Source organism: Staphylococcus sp. FSL W8-0304, from assembly GCF_038006565.1.
In the GTDB taxonomy this organism is placed as follows: Bacteria; Bacillota; Bacilli; order Staphylococcales; family Staphylococcaceae; genus Staphylococcus; species Staphylococcus epidermidis.
In genome coordinates this window covers 863,864-881,513 of the sequence record NZ_JBBOVL010000001.1, presented here as the reverse complement: position 1 = coordinate 881,513, position 17,650 = coordinate 863,864, and the positions used below count along the sequence as shown (strand labels likewise).

The 17,650-nt window shown below is 37.0% G+C and carries 13 protein-coding genes, 2 tRNA genes and 3 rRNA genes; 3 read left to right on the top strand and 15 right to left on the bottom strand.

Annotated features, from left to right (window positions below):
* Positions 1 to 15: 15 nt before the first annotated feature.
* Genes leuC through ilvA form a run of 3 tightly spaced genes read left to right on the top strand, consistent with a single transcriptional unit; the run spans position 16 to position 3,239 of the window.
* Positions 16 to 1,386, top strand: a complete 1,371-nt coding sequence (leuC, locus tag NST35_RS04060; protein ID WP_002457898.1) for a 3-isopropylmalate dehydratase large subunit — start codon at positions 16 to 18, stop codon at positions 1,384 to 1,386.
* Complete coding sequence (gene leuD, locus NST35_RS04055; RefSeq protein ID WP_002457897.1) at positions 1,387 to 1,956, top strand: 3-isopropylmalate dehydratase small subunit; 570 nt, start codon at positions 1,387 to 1,389, stop codon at positions 1,954 to 1,956.
* Between the two features lie 14 nt (positions 1,957 to 1,970).
* Positions 1,971 to 3,239, top strand: coding sequence for a threonine ammonia-lyase IlvA (gene ilvA, locus NST35_RS04050; protein ID WP_002457896.1), 1,269 nt, complete (start codon positions 1,971 to 1,973; stop codon positions 3,237 to 3,239).
* A 335-nt stretch (positions 3,240 to 3,574) separates the two neighbouring features.
* On the opposite strand, the gene rrf is transcribed toward ilvA, so the two are convergent.
* The 15 genes from rrf to acpS form a co-directional block, all read right to left on the bottom strand.
* Positions 3,575 to 3,689 (bottom strand): 5S ribosomal RNA (rrf, locus tag NST35_RS04045).
* Between the two features lie 70 nt (positions 3,690 to 3,759).
* Positions 3,760 to 6,681, bottom strand: a 23S ribosomal RNA gene (locus tag NST35_RS04040).
* A gap of 263 nt (positions 6,682 to 6,944) precedes the next feature.
* Positions 6,945 to 8,495 (bottom strand): 16S ribosomal RNA (locus NST35_RS04035).
* Together the 16S, 23S and 5S rRNA genes with 2 tRNA genes alongside form the textbook arrangement of a ribosomal RNA operon.
* Before the next feature lie 115 nt (positions 8,496 to 8,610).
* Positions 8,611 to 8,684: transfer RNA gene (locus NST35_RS04030), tRNA-Gly, on the bottom strand.
* A gap of 21 nt (positions 8,685 to 8,705) precedes the next feature.
* Positions 8,706 to 8,792: transfer RNA gene (locus NST35_RS04025), tRNA-Leu, on the bottom strand.
* A gap of 757 nt (positions 8,793 to 9,549) precedes the next feature.
* Positions 9,550 to 10,005: a SprT family protein gene (locus NST35_RS04020; protein WP_002491198.1), complete on the bottom strand. Its 456-nt coding sequence runs from the start codon at positions 10,003 to 10,005 to the stop codon at positions 9,550 to 9,552.
* The gene (locus NST35_RS04015) at positions 9,998 to 12,148 is read right to left on the bottom strand and encodes a Tex family protein (RefSeq protein WP_002458688.1); all 2,151 of its coding nucleotides are present in this window, start codon (positions 12,146 to 12,148) and stop codon (positions 9,998 to 10,000) included. The genes NST35_RS04020 and NST35_RS04015 overlap by 8 nt, the downstream gene beginning before the upstream one ends.
* A 291-nt stretch (positions 12,149 to 12,439) precedes the next feature.
* On the bottom strand, positions 12,440 to 13,210 hold the full coding sequence (gene sigB / locus NST35_RS04010) for an RNA polymerase sigma factor SigB (RefSeq protein WP_340747261.1): 771 nt from the start codon (positions 13,208 to 13,210) through the stop codon (positions 12,440 to 12,442).
* Complete coding sequence (gene rsbW / locus NST35_RS04005; protein WP_001829903.1) at positions 13,185 to 13,664, bottom strand: anti-sigma B factor RsbW; 480 nt, start codon at positions 13,662 to 13,664, stop codon at positions 13,185 to 13,187. The genes sigB and rsbW overlap by 26 nt, the downstream gene beginning before the upstream one ends.
* A 1-nt stretch (position 13,665) precedes the next feature.
* Positions 13,666 to 13,992: an anti-sigma factor antagonist gene (locus NST35_RS04000; protein ID WP_001829952.1), complete on the bottom strand. Its 327-nt coding sequence runs from the start codon at positions 13,990 to 13,992 to the stop codon at positions 13,666 to 13,668.
* A 100-nt stretch (positions 13,993 to 14,092) separates the two neighbouring features.
* Complete coding sequence (locus NST35_RS03995; RefSeq protein ID WP_340747260.1) at positions 14,093 to 15,094, bottom strand: PP2C family protein-serine/threonine phosphatase; 1,002 nt, start codon at positions 15,092 to 15,094, stop codon at positions 14,093 to 14,095.
* A 344-nt stretch (positions 15,095 to 15,438) separates the two neighbouring features.
* Positions 15,439 to 15,801 (bottom strand): type II toxin-antitoxin system PemK/MazF family toxin, encoded by a 363-nt coding sequence (locus NST35_RS03990; protein ID WP_002447757.1) that lies wholly within the window; start codon positions 15,799 to 15,801, stop codon positions 15,439 to 15,441.
* A complete protein-coding gene (gene mazE, locus NST35_RS03985; RefSeq protein ID WP_001829931.1) occupies positions 15,798 to 15,968 on the bottom strand; it encodes a type II toxin-antitoxin system antitoxin MazE in 171 nt (56 codons plus the stop codon). Before mazE ends, NST35_RS03990 begins: the two co-directional genes overlap by 4 nt.
* Positions 15,969 to 16,054: 86 nt before the next feature.
* Complete coding sequence (gene alr, locus NST35_RS03980) at positions 16,055 to 17,203, bottom strand: alanine racemase (protein WP_002458690.1); 1,149 nt, start codon at positions 17,201 to 17,203, stop codon at positions 16,055 to 16,057.
* A 66-nt stretch (positions 17,204 to 17,269) separates the two neighbouring features.
* Positions 17,270 to 17,623: a holo-ACP synthase gene (acpS, locus tag NST35_RS03975; RefSeq protein WP_002458691.1), complete on the bottom strand. Its 354-nt coding sequence runs from the start codon at positions 17,621 to 17,623 to the stop codon at positions 17,270 to 17,272.
* Between the last annotated feature and the right edge of the window lie 27 nt (positions 17,624 to 17,650).

Below are 17,650 nucleotides of genomic sequence, written 5' to 3'. Positions count from 1 at the left end.
GAGGAGGAGAAAATTATGGGTCAAACACTTTTTGATAAAGTATGGAAAAAACATGTGCTTCATGGAAAAGAAGGTGAACCACAATTATTGTATATTGATTTACATCTCATTCATGAAGTTACTTCTCCTCAAGCGTTTGAAGGACTTAGAATACAAAATCGTAAACTTAGAAGACCTGATCTAACCTTTGCAACTTTAGATCATAACGTTCCCACAATTGATATTTTTAATATAAAAGATGAAATTGCCTATAAACAAATTACAACTTTACAACAAAATGCTAAAGACTTTGGCGTACATATTTTTGATATGGGTTCTGACGAACAAGGTATCGTACATATGGTTGGACCAGAAACTGGATTAACACAACCAGGAAAAACTATTGTTTGTGGAGATTCCCATACTGCTACACATGGCGCATTTGGTGCTATCGCATTTGGGATAGGAACAAGCGAGGTTGAACATGTATTTGCTACACAAACATTATGGCAAACAAAACCTAAAAATTTGAAAATTAATATAAATGGTTCTTTACCACCTGGAGTTTATGCTAAAGACATTATTTTATATTTAATCAATCAATATGGTGTAGATTTCGGTACTGGTTATGCGCTTGAATTTACTGGGGAAACTATAAAAAATTTATCCATGGAAGCACGTATGACGATATGTAATATGGCTATTGAAGCCGGAGCAAAGTATGGTTTAATGCAACCTGATGAAACAACATTTGATTACGTAAAAGGTCGTCCTTATGCTACTGATTTTGATAGTTCTATGGAGTGGTGGAAAGAACTTTATTCTGATGATGATGCCTATTTTGATAAAGTTATTGAACTTGATGTAACAAATTTAGAACCTCAAGTAACTTGGGGAACTAACCCAGAAATGGGAGTTAGTTTTAGTAATCCATTCCCAGAAATTAAAAATGCAAATGACCAACGTGCTTATGACTATATGGGACTTCACCCAGGTCAAAAAGCCGAAGATATAAAATTAGGTTACGTTTTTTTAGGTTCATGCACGAATGCAAGATTATCTGATCTTATTGAAGCAAGTCATATTATTAAAGGACAACAAGTACATCCAAATATTACTGCTATTGTGGTTCCGGGTTCAAGAACTGTTAAGAAGGAAGCTGAAGCTCTGGGGCTAGATAAATTATTTAAAGATGCTGGATTTGAGTGGCGTGAACCAGGTTGTTCTATGTGCTTAGGTATGAATCCAGATCAAGTTCCAGAAGGAGTACATTGTGCCTCCACGAGTAATCGCAATTTTGAAGGAAGACAAGGCAAAGGTGCTCGTACACATTTGGTATCTCCTGCTATGGCAGCAGCTGCTGCGATTAATGGTAAATTCATTGATGTTAGAAAGGTGGTAGTGTAATTGGAAATCAAACCGATAACAATATATACCGGAAAAACTGTCCCCCTTTTTTATGACAATATAGATACTGACCAAATCATTCCCAAAGTGCATCTTAAGCGGGTCTCTAAATCAGGCTTTGGACCTTTTGCTTTTGATGAATGGCGTTACTTACCTGATGGTAGTGATAATCCTGATTTTAATCCTAATAAACCTGAATATCATGGTGCGTCAATTCTCATTACTGGAGATAACTTTGGTTGTGGTTCTAGCCGTGAGCATGCAGCGTGGGCCTTAAAAGATTATGGTTTTAACATTATTATTGCAGGAAGTTTTAGTGATATCTTTTACATGAATTGTACTAAAAACGCAATGTTACCTATATGTTTAAATCGGAAAGAAAGAGAATATTTAGCTCAATTTGATGAAATATCTATTGATTTACCTAATCAAACAGTGTCTACGGTGTCTCAGTCTTTTCATTTTGATATAGATGAAACCTGGAAAAATAAATTAATCCATGGATTAGACGATATTGCTATTACTTTACAATTTGAAAATTTAATAGAAAAATACGAAAAAACTTTTTAAAGGTGTGAAAGACAGTGACAGTAAGAACTAAAGTTTCGACAAAAGATATAGATGAAGCATATTTACGTCTGAAAAACATAGTAAAAGAAACTCCCTTACAATTCGACCATTACTTATCTCAAAAATATAATTGTAATGTTTATTTAAAAAGAGAAGATTTACAGTGGGTACGATCCTTTAAATTAAGAGGAGCTTATAATGCTATATCAGTATTATCCAATGAAGAAAAAAATAAAGGTATTACTTGCGCAAGTGCTGGAAATCATGCTCAAGGTGTTGCTTATACTGCAAAAAAGCTCAATTTAAAGGCTGTTATTTTCATGCCAGTAACTACACCACGGCAAAAAATCAATCAAGTCAAATTCTTCGGGGATAATAACGTAGAAATAGTACTAATTGGCGATACATTTGATCACTGCTTAGCACAAGCTTTAAACTATACGAAGCAACATAAAATGAATTTCATTGATCCATTTAATAATGTATATACTATTGCAGGACAAGGCACTACAGCTAAGGAAATATTAAAACAAGCTGAAAAAGAGGATAATACATTTGATTATGTATTTGCTGCTATAGGTGGTGGCGGTCTTATTTCAGGAGTGAGCACATATTTTAAGACACATTCCCCCCACACTAAAATTATCGGTGTTGAACCAACTGGTGCCAGTAGTATGTATCAATCAGTCATTATCAACCATAGTATAGTTACTTTAGAAAATATTGATAAGTTTGTTGATGGAGCTTCAGTAGCAAGAGTTGGTGATATTACCTTTGAAATTGCGAAAGATAAAGTGGACGATTATGTTCAAGTTGACGAAGGAGCTGTTTGCTCCACAATTCTGGATATGTACTCTAAACAAGCGATTGTTGCTGAACCAGCTGGTGCTTTAAGTGTAAGTGCCTTAGAGCAATATAAAAAGCAGATTGAAAATAAAACAATTGTTTGCATAGTAAGTGGAGGCAACAATGATATTAATCGCATGAAAGAAATAGAAGAGCGTTCTCTTCTATTTGAAGAAATGAAACATTACTTTATTTTAAATTTCCCACAAAGACCTGGTGCTTTAAGAGAATTCGTTAATGATGTCCTCGGACCTCAAGACGATATTACAAAATTTGAATATTTAAAGAAAACATCACAAAACACTGGAACTGTTATTATAGGTATACAGCTGAAACATCATGATGATCTCATTCAGTTAAAAGATCGTGTATGTCAATTTGATCCTTCTAATATTTATATCAATGAAAATAAAATGTTATATTCATTGCTTATTTAAACTAATTTTATATCCAAGTCTCAAGACGACGAGTATATTATTAATTCGTCGTCTTCATTTTAGTGTCTTACTGTAGAATGTCAGTTTAATTCCTCGGTTAAGAAGCTTTATCCATTTGAGATAAGCGCTCGCCTCTTGTTTCATTTTCAACTCTTGTTGATCCTTGTAGCTCGAATAATTTCATTGCTCTCGCTCCCTAATTCATGAGTTCAAAACGCTTTCTCTTCGTCGAAATCCTTACTTCTCATATCAAACACTTTCTTTTTATAACTATTTTTGCATAAAAAAAGAGACCTTTCGGTCTCGATTAGGCTCATCGCATCCATACGATATTTGCCTGGCAACGTCCTACTCTAGCGGAACGTCAGTCCGACTACCATCGGCGCTAAGGAGCTTAACTTCTGTGTTCGGCATGGGAACAGGTGTGACCTCCTTGCCATTGTCACCAGACAAATGAATGATTATACATTCAAAACTAGATAGTAAGTAAGTTTTGCGTCGCAAAACGCTTTTAAAAAAATTGATTAAGTCTTCGATCGATTAGTATTCGTCAGCTCCACGTGTCACCACGCTTCCACCTCGAACCTATTAACCTCGTCATCTTCGAGGGATCTTATAACCGAAGTTGGGAAATCTCATCTTGAGGGGGGCTTCATGCTTAGATGCTTTCAGCACTTATCCCGTCCATACATAGCTACCCAGCTATGCCGTTGGCACGACAACTGGTACACCAGAGGTATGTCCATCCCGGTCCTCTCGTACTAAGGACAGCTCCTCTCAAATTTCCTACGCCCACGACGGATAGGGACCGAACTGTCTCACGACGTTCTGAACCCAGCTCGCGTACCGCTTTAATGGGCGAACAGCCCAACCCTTGGGACCGACTACAGCCCCAGGATGCGATGAGCCGACATCGAGGTGCCAAACCTCCCCGTCGATGTGAACTCTTGGGGGAGATAAGCCTGTTATCCCCGGGGTAGCTTTTATCCGTTGAGCGATGGCCCTTCCATGCGGAACCACCGGATCACTAAGTCCGTCTTTCGACCCTGCTCGACTTGTAGGTCTCGCAGTCAAGCTCCCTTATGCCTTTACACTCTATGAATGATTTCCAACCATTCTGAGGGAACCTTTGAGCGCCTCCGTTACCTTTTAGGAGGCGACCGCCCCAGTCAAACTGCCCGCCTGACACTGTCTCCCACCACGATAAGTGGTGCGGGTTAGAAAGCCAACACAGCTAGGGTAGTATCCCACCAACGCCTCCACGTAAGCTAGCGCTCACGTTTCAAAGGCTCCTACCTATCCTGTACAAGCTGTGCCGAATTTCAATATCAGGCTACAGTAAAGCTCCACGGGGTCTTTCCGTCCTGTCGCGGGTAACCTGCATCTTCACAGGTACTATGATTTCACCGAGTCTCTCGTTGAGACAGTGCCCAAATCGTTACGCCTTTCGTGCGGGTCGGAACTTACCCGACAAGGAATTTCGCTACCTTAGGACCGTTATAGTTACGGCCGCCGTTTACTGGGGCTTCGATTCGTAGCTTCGCAGAAGCTAACCACTCCTCTTAACCTTCCAGCACCGGGCAGGCGTCAGCCCCTATACATCACCTTACGGTTTAGCAGAGACCTGTGTTTTTGATAAACAGTCGCTTGGGCCTATTCACTGCGGCTCTTCTGGGCGTGAACCCTAAAGAGCACCCCTTCTCCCGAAGTTACGGGGTCATTTTGCCGAGTTCCTTAACGAGAGTTCGCTCGCTCACCTTAGAATTCTCATCTTGACTACCTGTGTCGGTTTGCGGTACGGGCACCTGTTATCTATCTAGAGGCTTTTCTCGGCAGTGTGAAATCAACGACTCGAGGAAACAATTTCCTCTCCCCATCACAGCTCAGCCTTATGAGTGCCGGATTTGCCTAACACTCAGCCTTACTGCTTGGACGTGCACTCCAACAGCACGCTTCGCCTATCCTACTGCGTCCCCCCATCGATTAAAACGATACTAGGTGGTACAGGAATATCAACCTGTTATCCATCGCCTACGCCTGTCGGCCTCAGCTTAGGACCCGACTAACCCAGAGCGGACGAGCCTTCCTCTGGAAACCTTAGTCAATCGGTGGACGGGATTCTCACCCGTCTTTCGCTACTCACACCGGCATTCTCACTTCTAAGCGCTCCACATGTCCTTGCGATCATGCTTCGACGCCCTTAGAACGCTCTCCTACCATTGTCCAAAGGACAATCCACAGCTTCGGTAATATGTTTAGCCCCGGTACATTTTCGGCGCAGTGTCACTCGACTAGTGAGCTATTACGCACTCTTTAAATGATGGCTGCTTCTAAGCCAACATCCTAGTTGTCTGGGCAACGCCACATCCTTTTCCACTTAACATATATTTTGGGACCTTAGCTGGTGGTCTGGGCTGTTTCCCTTTCGAACACGGACCTTATCACCCATGTTCTGACTCCCAAGTTAAATTAATTGGCATTCGGAGTTTGTCTGAATTCGGTAACCCGAGAGGGGCCCCTCGTCCAAACAGTGCTCTACCTCCAATAATCATCACTTGAGGCTAGCCCTAAAGCTATTTCGGAGAGAACCAGCTATCTCCAAGTTCGATTGGAATTTCTCCGCTACCCTCAGTTCATCCGCTCACTTTTCAACGTAAGTCGGTTCGGTCCTCCATTCAGTGTTACCTGAACTTCAACCTGACCAAGGGTAGATCACCTGGTTTCGGGTCTACGACCAAATACTCAACGCCCTATTCAGACTCGCTTTCGCTGCGGCTCCACATTTGCTGCTTAACCTTGCATCAGATCGTAACTCGCCGGTTCATTCTACAAAAGGCACGCCATCACCCATTAACGGGCTCTGACTACTTGTAAGCACACGGTTTCAAGTTCTCTTTCACTCCCCTTCCGGGGTACTTTTCACCTTTCCCTCACGGTACTGGTTCACTATCGGTCACTAGAGAGTATTTAGCCTTAGGAGATGGTCCTCCCAGATTCCGACGGAATTTCACGTGCTCCGTCGTACTCAGGATCCACTCAAGAGAGAATATGTTTTCGACTACAGGATTATTACCTTCTTTGATTCATCTTTCCAGATGATTCGTCTAACATGTTCTTTTGTAACTCCGTATAGAGTGTCCTACAACCCCAACAAGCAAGCTTGTTGGTTTGGGCTCTTCCCGTTTCGCTCGCCGCTACTCAGGGAATCGATTTTTCTTTCTCTTCCTCCGGGTACTAAGATGTTTCAGTTCTCCGGGTCTGCCTTCTGACATGCTATGAATTCACATGTCGATAACATGACATAACTCATGCTGGGTTCCCCCATTCGGAAATCTCTGGATCAACGCTTACTTACAGCTACCCAAAGCATATCGTCGTTAGTAACGTCCTTCATCGGCTTCTAGTGCCAAGGCATCCACCGTGCGCCCTTAATAACTTAATCTATGTTTCCACCATATTTTGAATAACAATTCAAAATAAATAGCTAAAACTAGTTATTAATCTTGTGAGTGTTCTTCCGAACACTAGCGATTATTTATGAATTCAAGCTTATTTAAAACTCTATTCACTCGGTTTTGCTTGGTAAAATCTTACTTACTTATCTAGTTTTCAATGTACAAAGAATGTTAATAAACATTCAAAACTGAATACAATATGTCACGTTATCCCTCATCTTCGTAGAAGATGTTCCGAATATATCCTTAGAAAGGAGGTGATCCAGCCGCACCTTCCGATACGGCTACCTTGTTACGACTTCACCCCAATCATTTGTCCCACCTTCGACGGCTAGCTCCAAATGGTTACTCCACCGGCTTCGGGTGTTACAAACTCTCGTGGTGTGACGGGCGGTGTGTACAAGACCCGGGAACGTATTCACCGTAGCATGCTGATCTACGATTACTAGCGATTCCAGCTTCATATAGTCGAGTTGCAGACTACAATCCGAACTGAGAACAACTTTATGGGATTTGCTTGACCTCGCGGTTTCGCTGCCCTTTGTATTGTCCATTGTAGCACGTGTGTAGCCCAAATCATAAGGGGCATGATGATTTGACGTCATCCCCACCTTCCTCCGGTTTGTCACCGGCAGTCAACTTAGAGTGCCCAACTTAATGATGGCAACTAAGCTTAAGGGTTGCGCTCGTTGCGGGACTTAACCCAACATCTCACGACACGAGCTGACGACAACCATGCACCACCTGTCACTCTGTCCCCCGAAGGGGAAAACTCTATCTCTAGAGGGGTCAGAGGATGTCAAGATTTGGTAAGGTTCTTCGCGTTGCTTCGAATTAAACCACATGCTCCACCGCTTGTGCGGGTCCCCGTCAATTCCTTTGAGTTTCAACCTTGCGGTCGTACTCCCCAGGCGGAGTGCTTAATGCGTTAGCTGCAGCACTAAGGGGCGGAAACCCCCTAACACTTAGCACTCATCGTTTACGGCGTGGACTACCAGGGTATCTAATCCTGTTTGATCCCCACGCTTTCGCACATCAGCGTCAGTTACAGACCAGAAAGTCGCCTTCGCCACTGGTGTTCCTCCATATCTCTGCGCATTTCACCGCTACACATGGAATTCCACTTTCCTCTTCTGCACTCAAGTTTTCCAGTTTCCAATGACCCTCCACGGTTGAGCCGTGGGCTTTCACATCAGACTTAAAAAACCGCCTACGCGCGCTTTACGCCCAATAATTCCGGATAACGCTTGCCACCTACGTATTACCGCGGCTGCTGGCACGTAGTTAGCCGTGGCTTTCTGATTAGGTACCGTCAAGACGTGCATAGTTACTTACACATTTGTTCTTCCCTAATAACAGAGTTTTACGATCCGAAGACCTTCATCACTCACGCGGCGTTGCTCCGTCAGGCTTTCGCCCATTGCGGAAGATTCCCTACTGCTGCCTCCCGTAGGAGTCTGGACCGTGTCTCAGTTCCAGTGTGGCCGATCACCCTCTCAGGTCGGCTACGCATCGTTGCCTTGGTAAGCCGTTACCTTACCAACTAGCTAATGCGGCGCGGATCCATCTATAAGTGACAGCAAAACCGTCTTTCACTATTGAACCATGCGGTTCAATATGTTATCCGGTATTAGCTCCGGTTTCCCGAAGTTATCCCAGTCTTATAGGTAGGTTATCCACGTGTTACTCACCCGTCCGCCGCTAACGTCAGAGGAGCAAGCTCCTCGTCTGTTCGCTCGACTTGCATGTATTAGGCACGCCGCCAGCGTTCATCCTGAGCCAGGATCAAACTCTCCATAAAAAATTATGATGTTTGATTAGCTCATCAATACTAAATAGTTTGTAACGTTTCGTTACTATTTATTGGAATTAACGTTGACATATTGTCATTCAGTTTTCAATGTTCATGTATAAAATGGAGCGGGTGATGGGAATCGAACCCACAACATCAGCTTGGAAGGCTGAGGTTTTGCCATTAAACTACACCCGCATGTAGATATAAAATTCAATTTGGTGCGGCCGAGAGGACTTGAACCTCCACGGGATTAACTCCCACTAGGCCCTCAACCTAGCGCGTCTGCCATTCCGCCACGACCGCTGGCAAAACGCATAATTAGAATTTAATTATCGAGAACATTAACTATTGTAAATGCTTTGTTACTTTTTGTCAATAATAATTTAACTTTATATTAATAAAATTAATTAGCACTTAATATTAGGACCTCTTATTAAGACAACGATAACTATAATATATCACAACAATTACATTGTCAATGCTTTTACACCCTATAATTTAAATTTTGTTTGTAACATTATGCACAAGACGAATTATATAGCATTACATCGTAAATCGTTCTACAATATTATCTTAAACTTCAATTAACAAATACAAGTATGTTCTTTTAAATTTTTTTACTACCATAACGTAAGTCAAAGTTAACTAAAAATACTTTTATATGGAGAATAGTAATATAAAAATGTGACATTATCATATTCAAATCATCGATTATTACTTGACAATTAATAAGATTCCTAATGATAAAATTCGTAAGACAACAATCATCAAACATACAATTTATGATTGTTATCATTTCAATTTTCAGTATTAAATCAAAAACTGTGAGATAATTTAAAGGTTTCTCAATGATTCAAAATAAAATTACATATCTGTTACATCTTATTTTAATAATTGTTCGCCTAACTCGGCTACTTTTTAAATATATCTTCAAGACATATCATAGAAAAACCTGAGACATTATAAATGGCTCAGGTTAAATTTATATAGGATTAGTACAAGTACTCTTTTGTCAATTTTAACAACCTATTTTCAAAACAAAATGGTGATTTAAATTCTATCATTTTCTTGTTTGAAGAAGTTTTAAAACACCTCCACATCGTCCACAGCGCATTTTTTCCAGATTCACACGCTTTATACGAATAAATTCTTGTTCACAATAGATGCATCTATATTTATAATTAGCTCTATCTTGATAAGATTCTGTCGGAGTACAAAATCTAGGTGCTCCTACTTTAGCGCTCAAAATTTTGAATGCTTTATCACGATGTTGATATCCTTCACCAGATAAATGAAGAAAATAATGACACAGTTCATGTTTTATGATATCAATGACAGCTTTTTCTCCAAACATTTCATACTGTTTTGGATTTATTTCTATATTATGACTACTTAATATATACCTACCACCAGTGGTACGTAAACGCTTATTATAATATACCTCGTGCTTAAAAGCTTTGCCAAAATATTTTATCGCTATACTTTCAGTAAGGCTTTGTAATGCTAAATTATTCATTTGGGTCAACCATTGTCAATGAAACTTTGCCTTTATTTTCATCTATATCTAAAATCCAAACTTCTACAATATCTCCTACACTTATCATATCCATTGGATTTTTAACGAATTTCTTAGATAATTTTGATATGTGTACTAGCCCGTCTTGTTTAACACCGATATCTACAAATGCTCCAAAGTCAACAACATTTCTTACTGTGCCATTCAATTTCATGCCTTTAGATAAATCTTCAATCGATAATACATCTGACTTCAAAATAGGTGTTTCAAATTCATCTCTTGGATCTCTATTAGGTGCAATCAATGATTGTATTATATCTTTTAATGTAGGTTCACCAATATTTAATTGAGACACAAGAGTTGAAATATTAACATTTGATAACGTGTTTTTGAGTTTAACGGAACCTATATCTTGTGCAGTTAAATCTAATTGATGAAGCATGCGATATGCAACATCGTAACTTTCAGGGTGTATTGCAGTATTATCTAAAGGTTCTTTACCATCAACAATTCTTAAAAAACCAATACTTTGCTCAAAGGTTTTTGCGCCTAAACGTTTAATCCTACTAATTTCTTTATGATGTTTTATAGGTCCGTTTTCTTCTCTATAATCAATAATATTTTGAGCAATAGTTGATGTGAGACCTGATACATATTGTAATAAGGATTTAGAAGCAGTATTCACATCCACACCAACTTGATTGACGGCAGTCTCCACTACAAACGTTAAAGCCCTACTTAAATCTTTTTGATTGACATCATGTTGGTACTGTCCTACTCCTATAGATTTAGGATCTATTTTAACAAGTTCACTTAAAGGATCCTGAACTCTTCTACCAATTGAAACTGCACTTCGTTCTTCTACTTGAAAATCTGGAAATTCTTGTCTAGCAATTTCTGATGCTGAATAAACTGATGCGCCAGCTTCATTGACTATGATAAATTGTGCTTGAAGTTGATATTTTTTTATTACTTGAGCTACAAATTGTTCAGTTTCTCTACTAGCAGTACCGTTACCAATCGCTAAAAGTTCAATATCATAGTCACTTATCATCTTGACTAGTTCTTTTTCTGCTGACTCAACTTTTGATATTGGTGGATGAGGATAAATAACACCTTTAGCAATAAAGGTACCAAATGGATTGACGACAGCAAGTTTGCACCCTGTTCTAAATGCTGGATCTACTCCAAGAATTTGTTTACCCTTCATTGGTGGTTGTAGTAATAAATTTCTAAGATTTTCACTAAATACATCTATTGCATGAGATTCTGCATTTTGTGTTAAATCTCCTCTAATTTCTCTTTCTATTGAAGGAAGAATTAATCGCTTGAGACTATCCTGAATAGCCTCTTTAATAAACGGAGTTGCCTCATTTTGAGTTTTTATCTCAACATTTTCTATTTCTCTTTGAATACGTGTCGTATCAAAATCAATTTTTATTGATAATACTTTTTCTTTTTCTCCTCGATTCATCGCCAAAACACGATGATTTGCAATACGTTTAATTGGTTCATTGTAATCATAGTACATAGAAAATGTTTGTTTCTCATCTTCGGCTTTTTTCTTTTTCGAGGAAACAATTAGTCCCTGATTATAAACATCTTTAAGTATTTTAGAGCGATATTGAGGATTATCCGAAATACGTTCAGCTATAATATCTTTAGCCCCTTCTATTGCATCTTCAATTGTAGTCACTTCATCATTTAAGAATAATCGGGCTTTATCTTCAATTTTTGAATCCAATTTTGATTGTGAAAACCAGTCTGCTAAATCTTCTAACCCTTTTCTTTTAGCTTCAGTTGCACGTGTCTTCTTTTTTTGTTTATATGGTCGATACAAATCCTCAACTCTTTGTAGCTTCGTCTGTGTTAATATGTCTTGCTTTAATTCTGAAGTTAATAGACCTTGTTGATCAATATTATGTATTACCTCTTCTTTACGTTTTTGAAGATTTAACATATAGTTATATTCATCATTGATTTGTTTAATTTCTACTTCATCAAGTCCACCTGTAGCTTCTTTACGATATCTCGCTATAAATGGAACCGTATTGTTTTCTTTCAACAATTTTAAAACTGCTTTAATTTGTTTTTCCGAAAATTGATATTTACTTACAATTGTTTCAATTAAACTGTTATCCATTTGTTTTTTCTACCACGCTTTTCTTTAAAATTACTTATTTATCTTAACATAATAATTAAATTTGATTTTCTAGCGCTTTATTTTAATCAGAGTGCCTAGTAAAAATAGAGGTATAATTCAAATTGATAAAATTCATTCGAATAGTATCAAACGTTTCATATAACTAATACTAATTTTTAATTTTATCAAACCTTACAAATACAAATATAAGAAAACCTGAAATGAACTATTTTTTAAATTCATCCCAGGCTATTATAACGGATTTAATTATCAACACTGTTAACAACTCGTTTATTGTCTTGCAGCTTCCTGTAATTTTTTTATTGCGGTACGTTGCAAACGTGAAACATGCATTTGACTAAGACCAATTCTTTCACCAGTCTCTTTTTGGCTAAGACCTTCAATAAAAGTACATTGTATGATTTGTCTTTCTCTCTCTGACAAAATAGGTAAAATACGCTCTAATATCATACGCTTTTCCGTTAAATCATAATTATCATCTTGTTGTCCCATAATATCTAATAATGTAACTGTCGAACCATCTTTATCCGCTTCTATAGAGTGATCCACACTCAGGGCATTGTAACTCTGACCCATCTCCATCGCTTCCAAAACTTCTTCATCTGAAACTTCTAAGCGTTGTGCGATTTCACTAATAGATGGTGAACGTTCAAGTTCATTTGTTAATTCATCACTAACTTTTTTTATTCTTGGACCGATTTCTTTAATGCGTCTAGGTACATGAACACTCCATGTTTTATCTCGTAAATATCTTTTAATCTCACCAATAACTGTTGGTACTAAGAAGGCTTCAAACTTACGATCAAATGATAAGTCAAATCTATTAATAGCACCTATTAGACCAACCATACCCACTTGAACTAAATCTTCATGATGTGATTGTCCCTTAGAATATTTATAAGCTAAAGATTCAATTAGCTTATGATAATGTTTTACTAATTTATCTTGAGCTAGGCTATCTTCGTTTTCTTGATGTTGTTTAATCCATTGGTTAATTTGTTCAGGTGATACTTCACTAGCTGATTTCGACTCTTTCGCCATTATTTCGCACCTGCTCTTTTTTTATATACTTAATCATACTGATTGTTACACCAGATTCTTTATAAACAGTAACTTCATCCATTAAAGACTCAATTAAAAATAATCCCAGACCACCCTCACGTAGAAAATCAATATTTTCGTTATCATTATATGGACCTAAATGTGATTTTGTAGCTTCATAATCAAAACTTTCTCCTTGATCTGAAATAACGATTTTAATTCTATCATCAAATATTTCAAAACAAAGATTAATCATACCTATTTCAGAATTTTTTTTATATGCATGTTTAACCGCATTGGTCACCGCTTCACTCACTGCTATTTTAGAATCCTCTATATCATCGTAAGATGCGCCAGCTCTTGAAAATACCCCTGAAAGCGTCAAACGTATTAAACTTACGTATTCTGCAGAAGCTGGCAACCGCATTTCAATATAATCTTGTGTAGATTGCATGTTATTCTACCTCCGTTCCTTCATTAACATGCATTAAATCTTTTAATCCTGTAATATCAAACAATCTACCTATCCGCTCTGAGACACCTAAGATATAGAGATTTTTATCATTTTGATTTAATGCTTTTAATGTGCCTACGAATAAACCGAGGCCTGTTGAATCCATATAGCTCACATTAGCTAAGTTAACGTGAACATCATGTGTTCCTTCTTGTCTCATTGGTACTAGTACCTCTTCTAATTCAGGTACAGTATATACGTCCAATTCTCCACCAACTTTAACCTCATAAAAATCATCATGAGTTATTGTTTCAATATTTAGATTCATTTAATACACTCCTAGTCTTTATCAAAATGTTTTTATCCTACATATGTACTCAAAATTACCTATACCCTGCATGAATTAACTTTAATCTACATTTTACAATTTAGTTTACTCTTTTTATAATTAAAATAGTCATATCATCTTTTCTCGCAAAATTTTGTAATTTTAAAATCGCTTCGTAAATAATTTGCACTATATCCTGTGGATGCATATGCTTATATTTTTGAATTAAGTCTAACAACTTATCTTTATCAATAAAATTTCCCTCTACATCACGTGCCTCTGTGACACCATCAGTAAAAATAATGATTAAATCATCAAGGTAAATAGGAATCTCTTGTTGGCTGTAACGTGTTTTGGGGCTCACACCTAGAACTCTTCCTCGCACACCAATTTCCTCAAACGCTTCAGTTTCTGCGCGATATATATAGCCAGGTTCATGCCCAGCTGAGCTACAGTAAAGAAGATGATTCATCTCTTCATACAGCCCATAAAACATTGTGACAAACATATTTTGGTTAACGTTCTTTTCAACAACACGGTTCAAACGCTTCAAACCATCACTAGGAAGTTGTGAATGTCCATAAGCATCCATGCCAAATTTTATCATACTCATAGCTAAAGCTGCTGGAATGCCTGAACCTATAACATCTGCCACAGCAAAACTCATTGTGCCATCTTTATGATCAATAAGATTAAAATAATCACCACTTACTTTTTGTGCAGCAACAGATATCACTCCTATTTGAATGCTATCAAATTGTGGAATATCAGCTTTCAGCATAGTCTGTTGAAGTCTTGAGGCTAAATCCATTTCTTTATCGTGGACTTGAAGCTTATTAACAAGTCTTTGGTAATCTCGGTAACTATATCCAAATCCTTTAACGACTTCTTGTAACACATCGAGCGTTTCTAAAATATCTTCTTCTGCCAAATCTAATGTATTAATATAATCTTTATGTATCTCAACTATATCTTCAGGTAAAACATCTTTCTTTATAACTTCATTTGTGAATGCTTCACATTTCTTAATTAATAATGTTTTATTGTTAGTTATTAAACTTTCTTTAACAAGGGCTTTATAACTTTTTGTGAATTCTTCCACTAAATGTGCCTCCTTACTTCCACTTCAATATCCCATCAGTTTTATAACAATATGAAACCTTTATTTACTTTCTGCGAATAGCATAATTTTTGGTGTTAAAACTTTGTTGATAGCTAAAAAAGACTTTAGGAATGGATAACCTAAAGCCTTAAAAACTCAAGACATCCTTTTATAATAAATACATTTTCATAATAACTATAGTGATACGTCTTAAATCAAAGATAAATAGACATACCGACACCTATACAAGTGTTTAAATATCCTAATATTACTTAAACACTTAATTATTATAAAGTTATTGCCTTTTATTTCAATATTTTTTTATGTTTACTGCATATATTTATTTAAGATTTATGATGATCAAAGTTATTTAATCCCAAACTAATATCTAAGGCATTATCAACCTCTATCATTTTACTATCTGATAAAAATGTTAATTTTTCTTTTAAACGCTTTTTATCTAGTGTTCTAATTTGTTCAAGAAGAATAACTGAATCTTTATCTAATTTATACTTTTTCTTTTCAATTTCTACGTGGGTTGGTATTTTCGCTTTATTAATCCTACCAGTAATCGCAGCTACAATTACAGTTGGACTATATTTATTACCAGTATCATTTTGAATGATAACTACAGGTCTTACTCCCCCTTGTTCAGACCCTTGAACTGGTGATAAATCCGCTAAATAAACATCTCCTCTTCTAATCATTCATTCTTGGAATTAGATATTAAATGTGATTCATTGCAATCACAAGCTTCACACTCTATCGGGAAAGCTTCTGTTGCTAGGGAGAGGTTTAAATCGGCCATTTGTGCATAACCTTCTTTTAAAGATTGTTCAAGACTGTGGTTTCTATTTTGATTAAAAGATAACATGAAAAGAACCTCCATCTGATTCCAAAAGTTGTTATATTAGCATCAATTTAGTTTTATAATAACAAATTTCCTAATCAGTGACTATACTATTTTAACAATTCGTTTGTAACCTCTTCATTATTATCATAATAATATATTCTTGGAAGACGTCTTGATAAATTACATAATACTTCGTAGTTAATTGTACCTTGTTTATTCGCTACTGCTTCAGCTGATTGTGGTGAATCAACATGATTATCCATAAGTATTACTTTTTCACCCGTTTTTACATGAGAAGGAACCTTAACTATCATTTGGTCCATACAAATACGTCCAATGACTTCACATTGATTCCCGTTAACATTGACGAACGCACCTTGCATCGATCTTAAATATCCGTCGGCATACCCAATAGGTAAAATTGCAATTGTCATTTCTTCAGCAGCAGTATATGTACGTCCATAACTAACAGTTTCACCAGCTTTTAGCGTTTTGACTTGAACCGTTTCTGATACTAACTGCGCACTCGGTCTTAAATGAACTTTTACATTATCTTTAACATATTCTGAAGGATAGTATCCATAAAGAGAGATTCCTAATCTTATTGCATTACAAAATTGACCATCCATGAGTAGTGATCCAGCAGAATTTTGACAATGAATATAGATTGGTTTCTCAACTTGATTAACCATCTCTTTGAACAAAGTATATTGTTCGTTCATAGAACTTCCAGGTTCATCTGCACTCGCAAAATGTGTGTAAACGCCTTCAAAGACTAAATGATTTCTCTTATTAATTAGGTCAACCACTTCTTTATATTCATCTATATCTTTCATTCCAATTCGGCCCATACCAGTATCTAATTTTACATGTAGCCATAAATTTTTTTGGTTATCATCAGGAATTTGCTTGATAGTTTCCTTCAACCATGCTTTAGAAGGTACTGTTAAAGCAACACGATGCTGTATAGCCTTCTCAATGTCTTCTGTTGGAACAACACCTAAAACTAATAATTTAGCATCAACTCCATGCATTCTTAATTCTATTGCTTCATCAAGTGTAGCCACTGCAAAAAATGTTGCACCATGACGCATTAAATGTTGTGCTATTTTCACACTTCCTAATCCATATCCATTGGCTTTAATAACTGAAATGACAGTTTTATTAGCGTGTAATTGATTGAAATTTTGATAATTTGCTAAAATTGCATCTAAATTCACATTTAAATATGTTGCTCTATAAAACTTCTCTGACATATACATGTCCTCCTTGAAACTACTTACTTTATCTTATTTCTGATGATTAAAAATTCTATCTAATTTTCATTCGTTTTTTTCAAGAATAACTTGACTCATAGCATAATTCTCAGTATGTGTAATACTCACATGTGTATCAAAACCAGGATAATCAATACATGGTTTACCTAGTGCATCGTTGTAACAGTTAATATCCTGAAACGATACTGATTTCCCCAACCCAGTACCTAAGGCCTTACTAAATGCCTCTTTCACAGTAAAGCGACCAGCTAAAAATTCTAATCTACGTTGCGCATGTGTATACTGATTTAATTTGTCCCTTTCCTCTATAGTAAGTATTCTTTCAATAAATTTTGTTTGATTCTGAAGATTTTTAATTCGTTCAATTTCTATTAGATCTATACCTATTCCATAAATCACTTGTATCGCCTCTTTAGTATATCATCA

Excerpts from the sequence above, each read along its gene's own strand:
- sigB (WP_340747261.1), bottom strand. The coding sequence starts at position 13,210 with ATGGCGAAAGAGTCGAAATCAGCTAGTGAAGTATCACCTGAACAAATT.
- NST35_RS04020 (WP_002491198.1), bottom strand. The coding sequence starts at position 10,005 with ATGAATAATTTAGCATTACAAAGCCTTACTGAAAGTATAGCGATAAAA.
- NST35_RS03990 (WP_002447757.1), bottom strand. The coding sequence starts at position 15,801 with ATGATTAGAAGAGGAGATGTTTATTTAGCGGATTTATCACCAGTTCAA.
- NST35_RS04015 (WP_002458688.1), bottom strand. The coding sequence starts at position 12,148 with ATGGATAACAGTTTAATTGAAACAATTGTAAGTAAATATCAATTTTCG.
- mazE (WP_001829931.1), bottom strand. The coding sequence starts at position 15,968 with ATGTTATCTTTTAATCAAAATAGAAACCACAGTCTTGAACAATCTTTA.
- rsbW (WP_001829903.1), bottom strand. The coding sequence starts at position 13,664 with ATGCAATCTACACAAGATTATATTGAAATGCGGTTGCCAGCTTCTGCA.
- leuC (WP_002457898.1), top strand. The coding sequence starts at position 16 with ATGGGTCAAACACTTTTTGATAAAGTATGGAAAAAACATGTGCTTCAT.
- alr (WP_002458690.1), bottom strand. The coding sequence starts at position 17,203 with ATGTCAGAGAAGTTTTATAGAGCAACATATTTAAATGTGAATTTAGAT.
- NST35_RS04000 (WP_001829952.1), bottom strand. The coding sequence starts at position 13,992 with ATGAATCTAAATATTGAAACAATAACTCATGATGATTTTTATGAGGTT.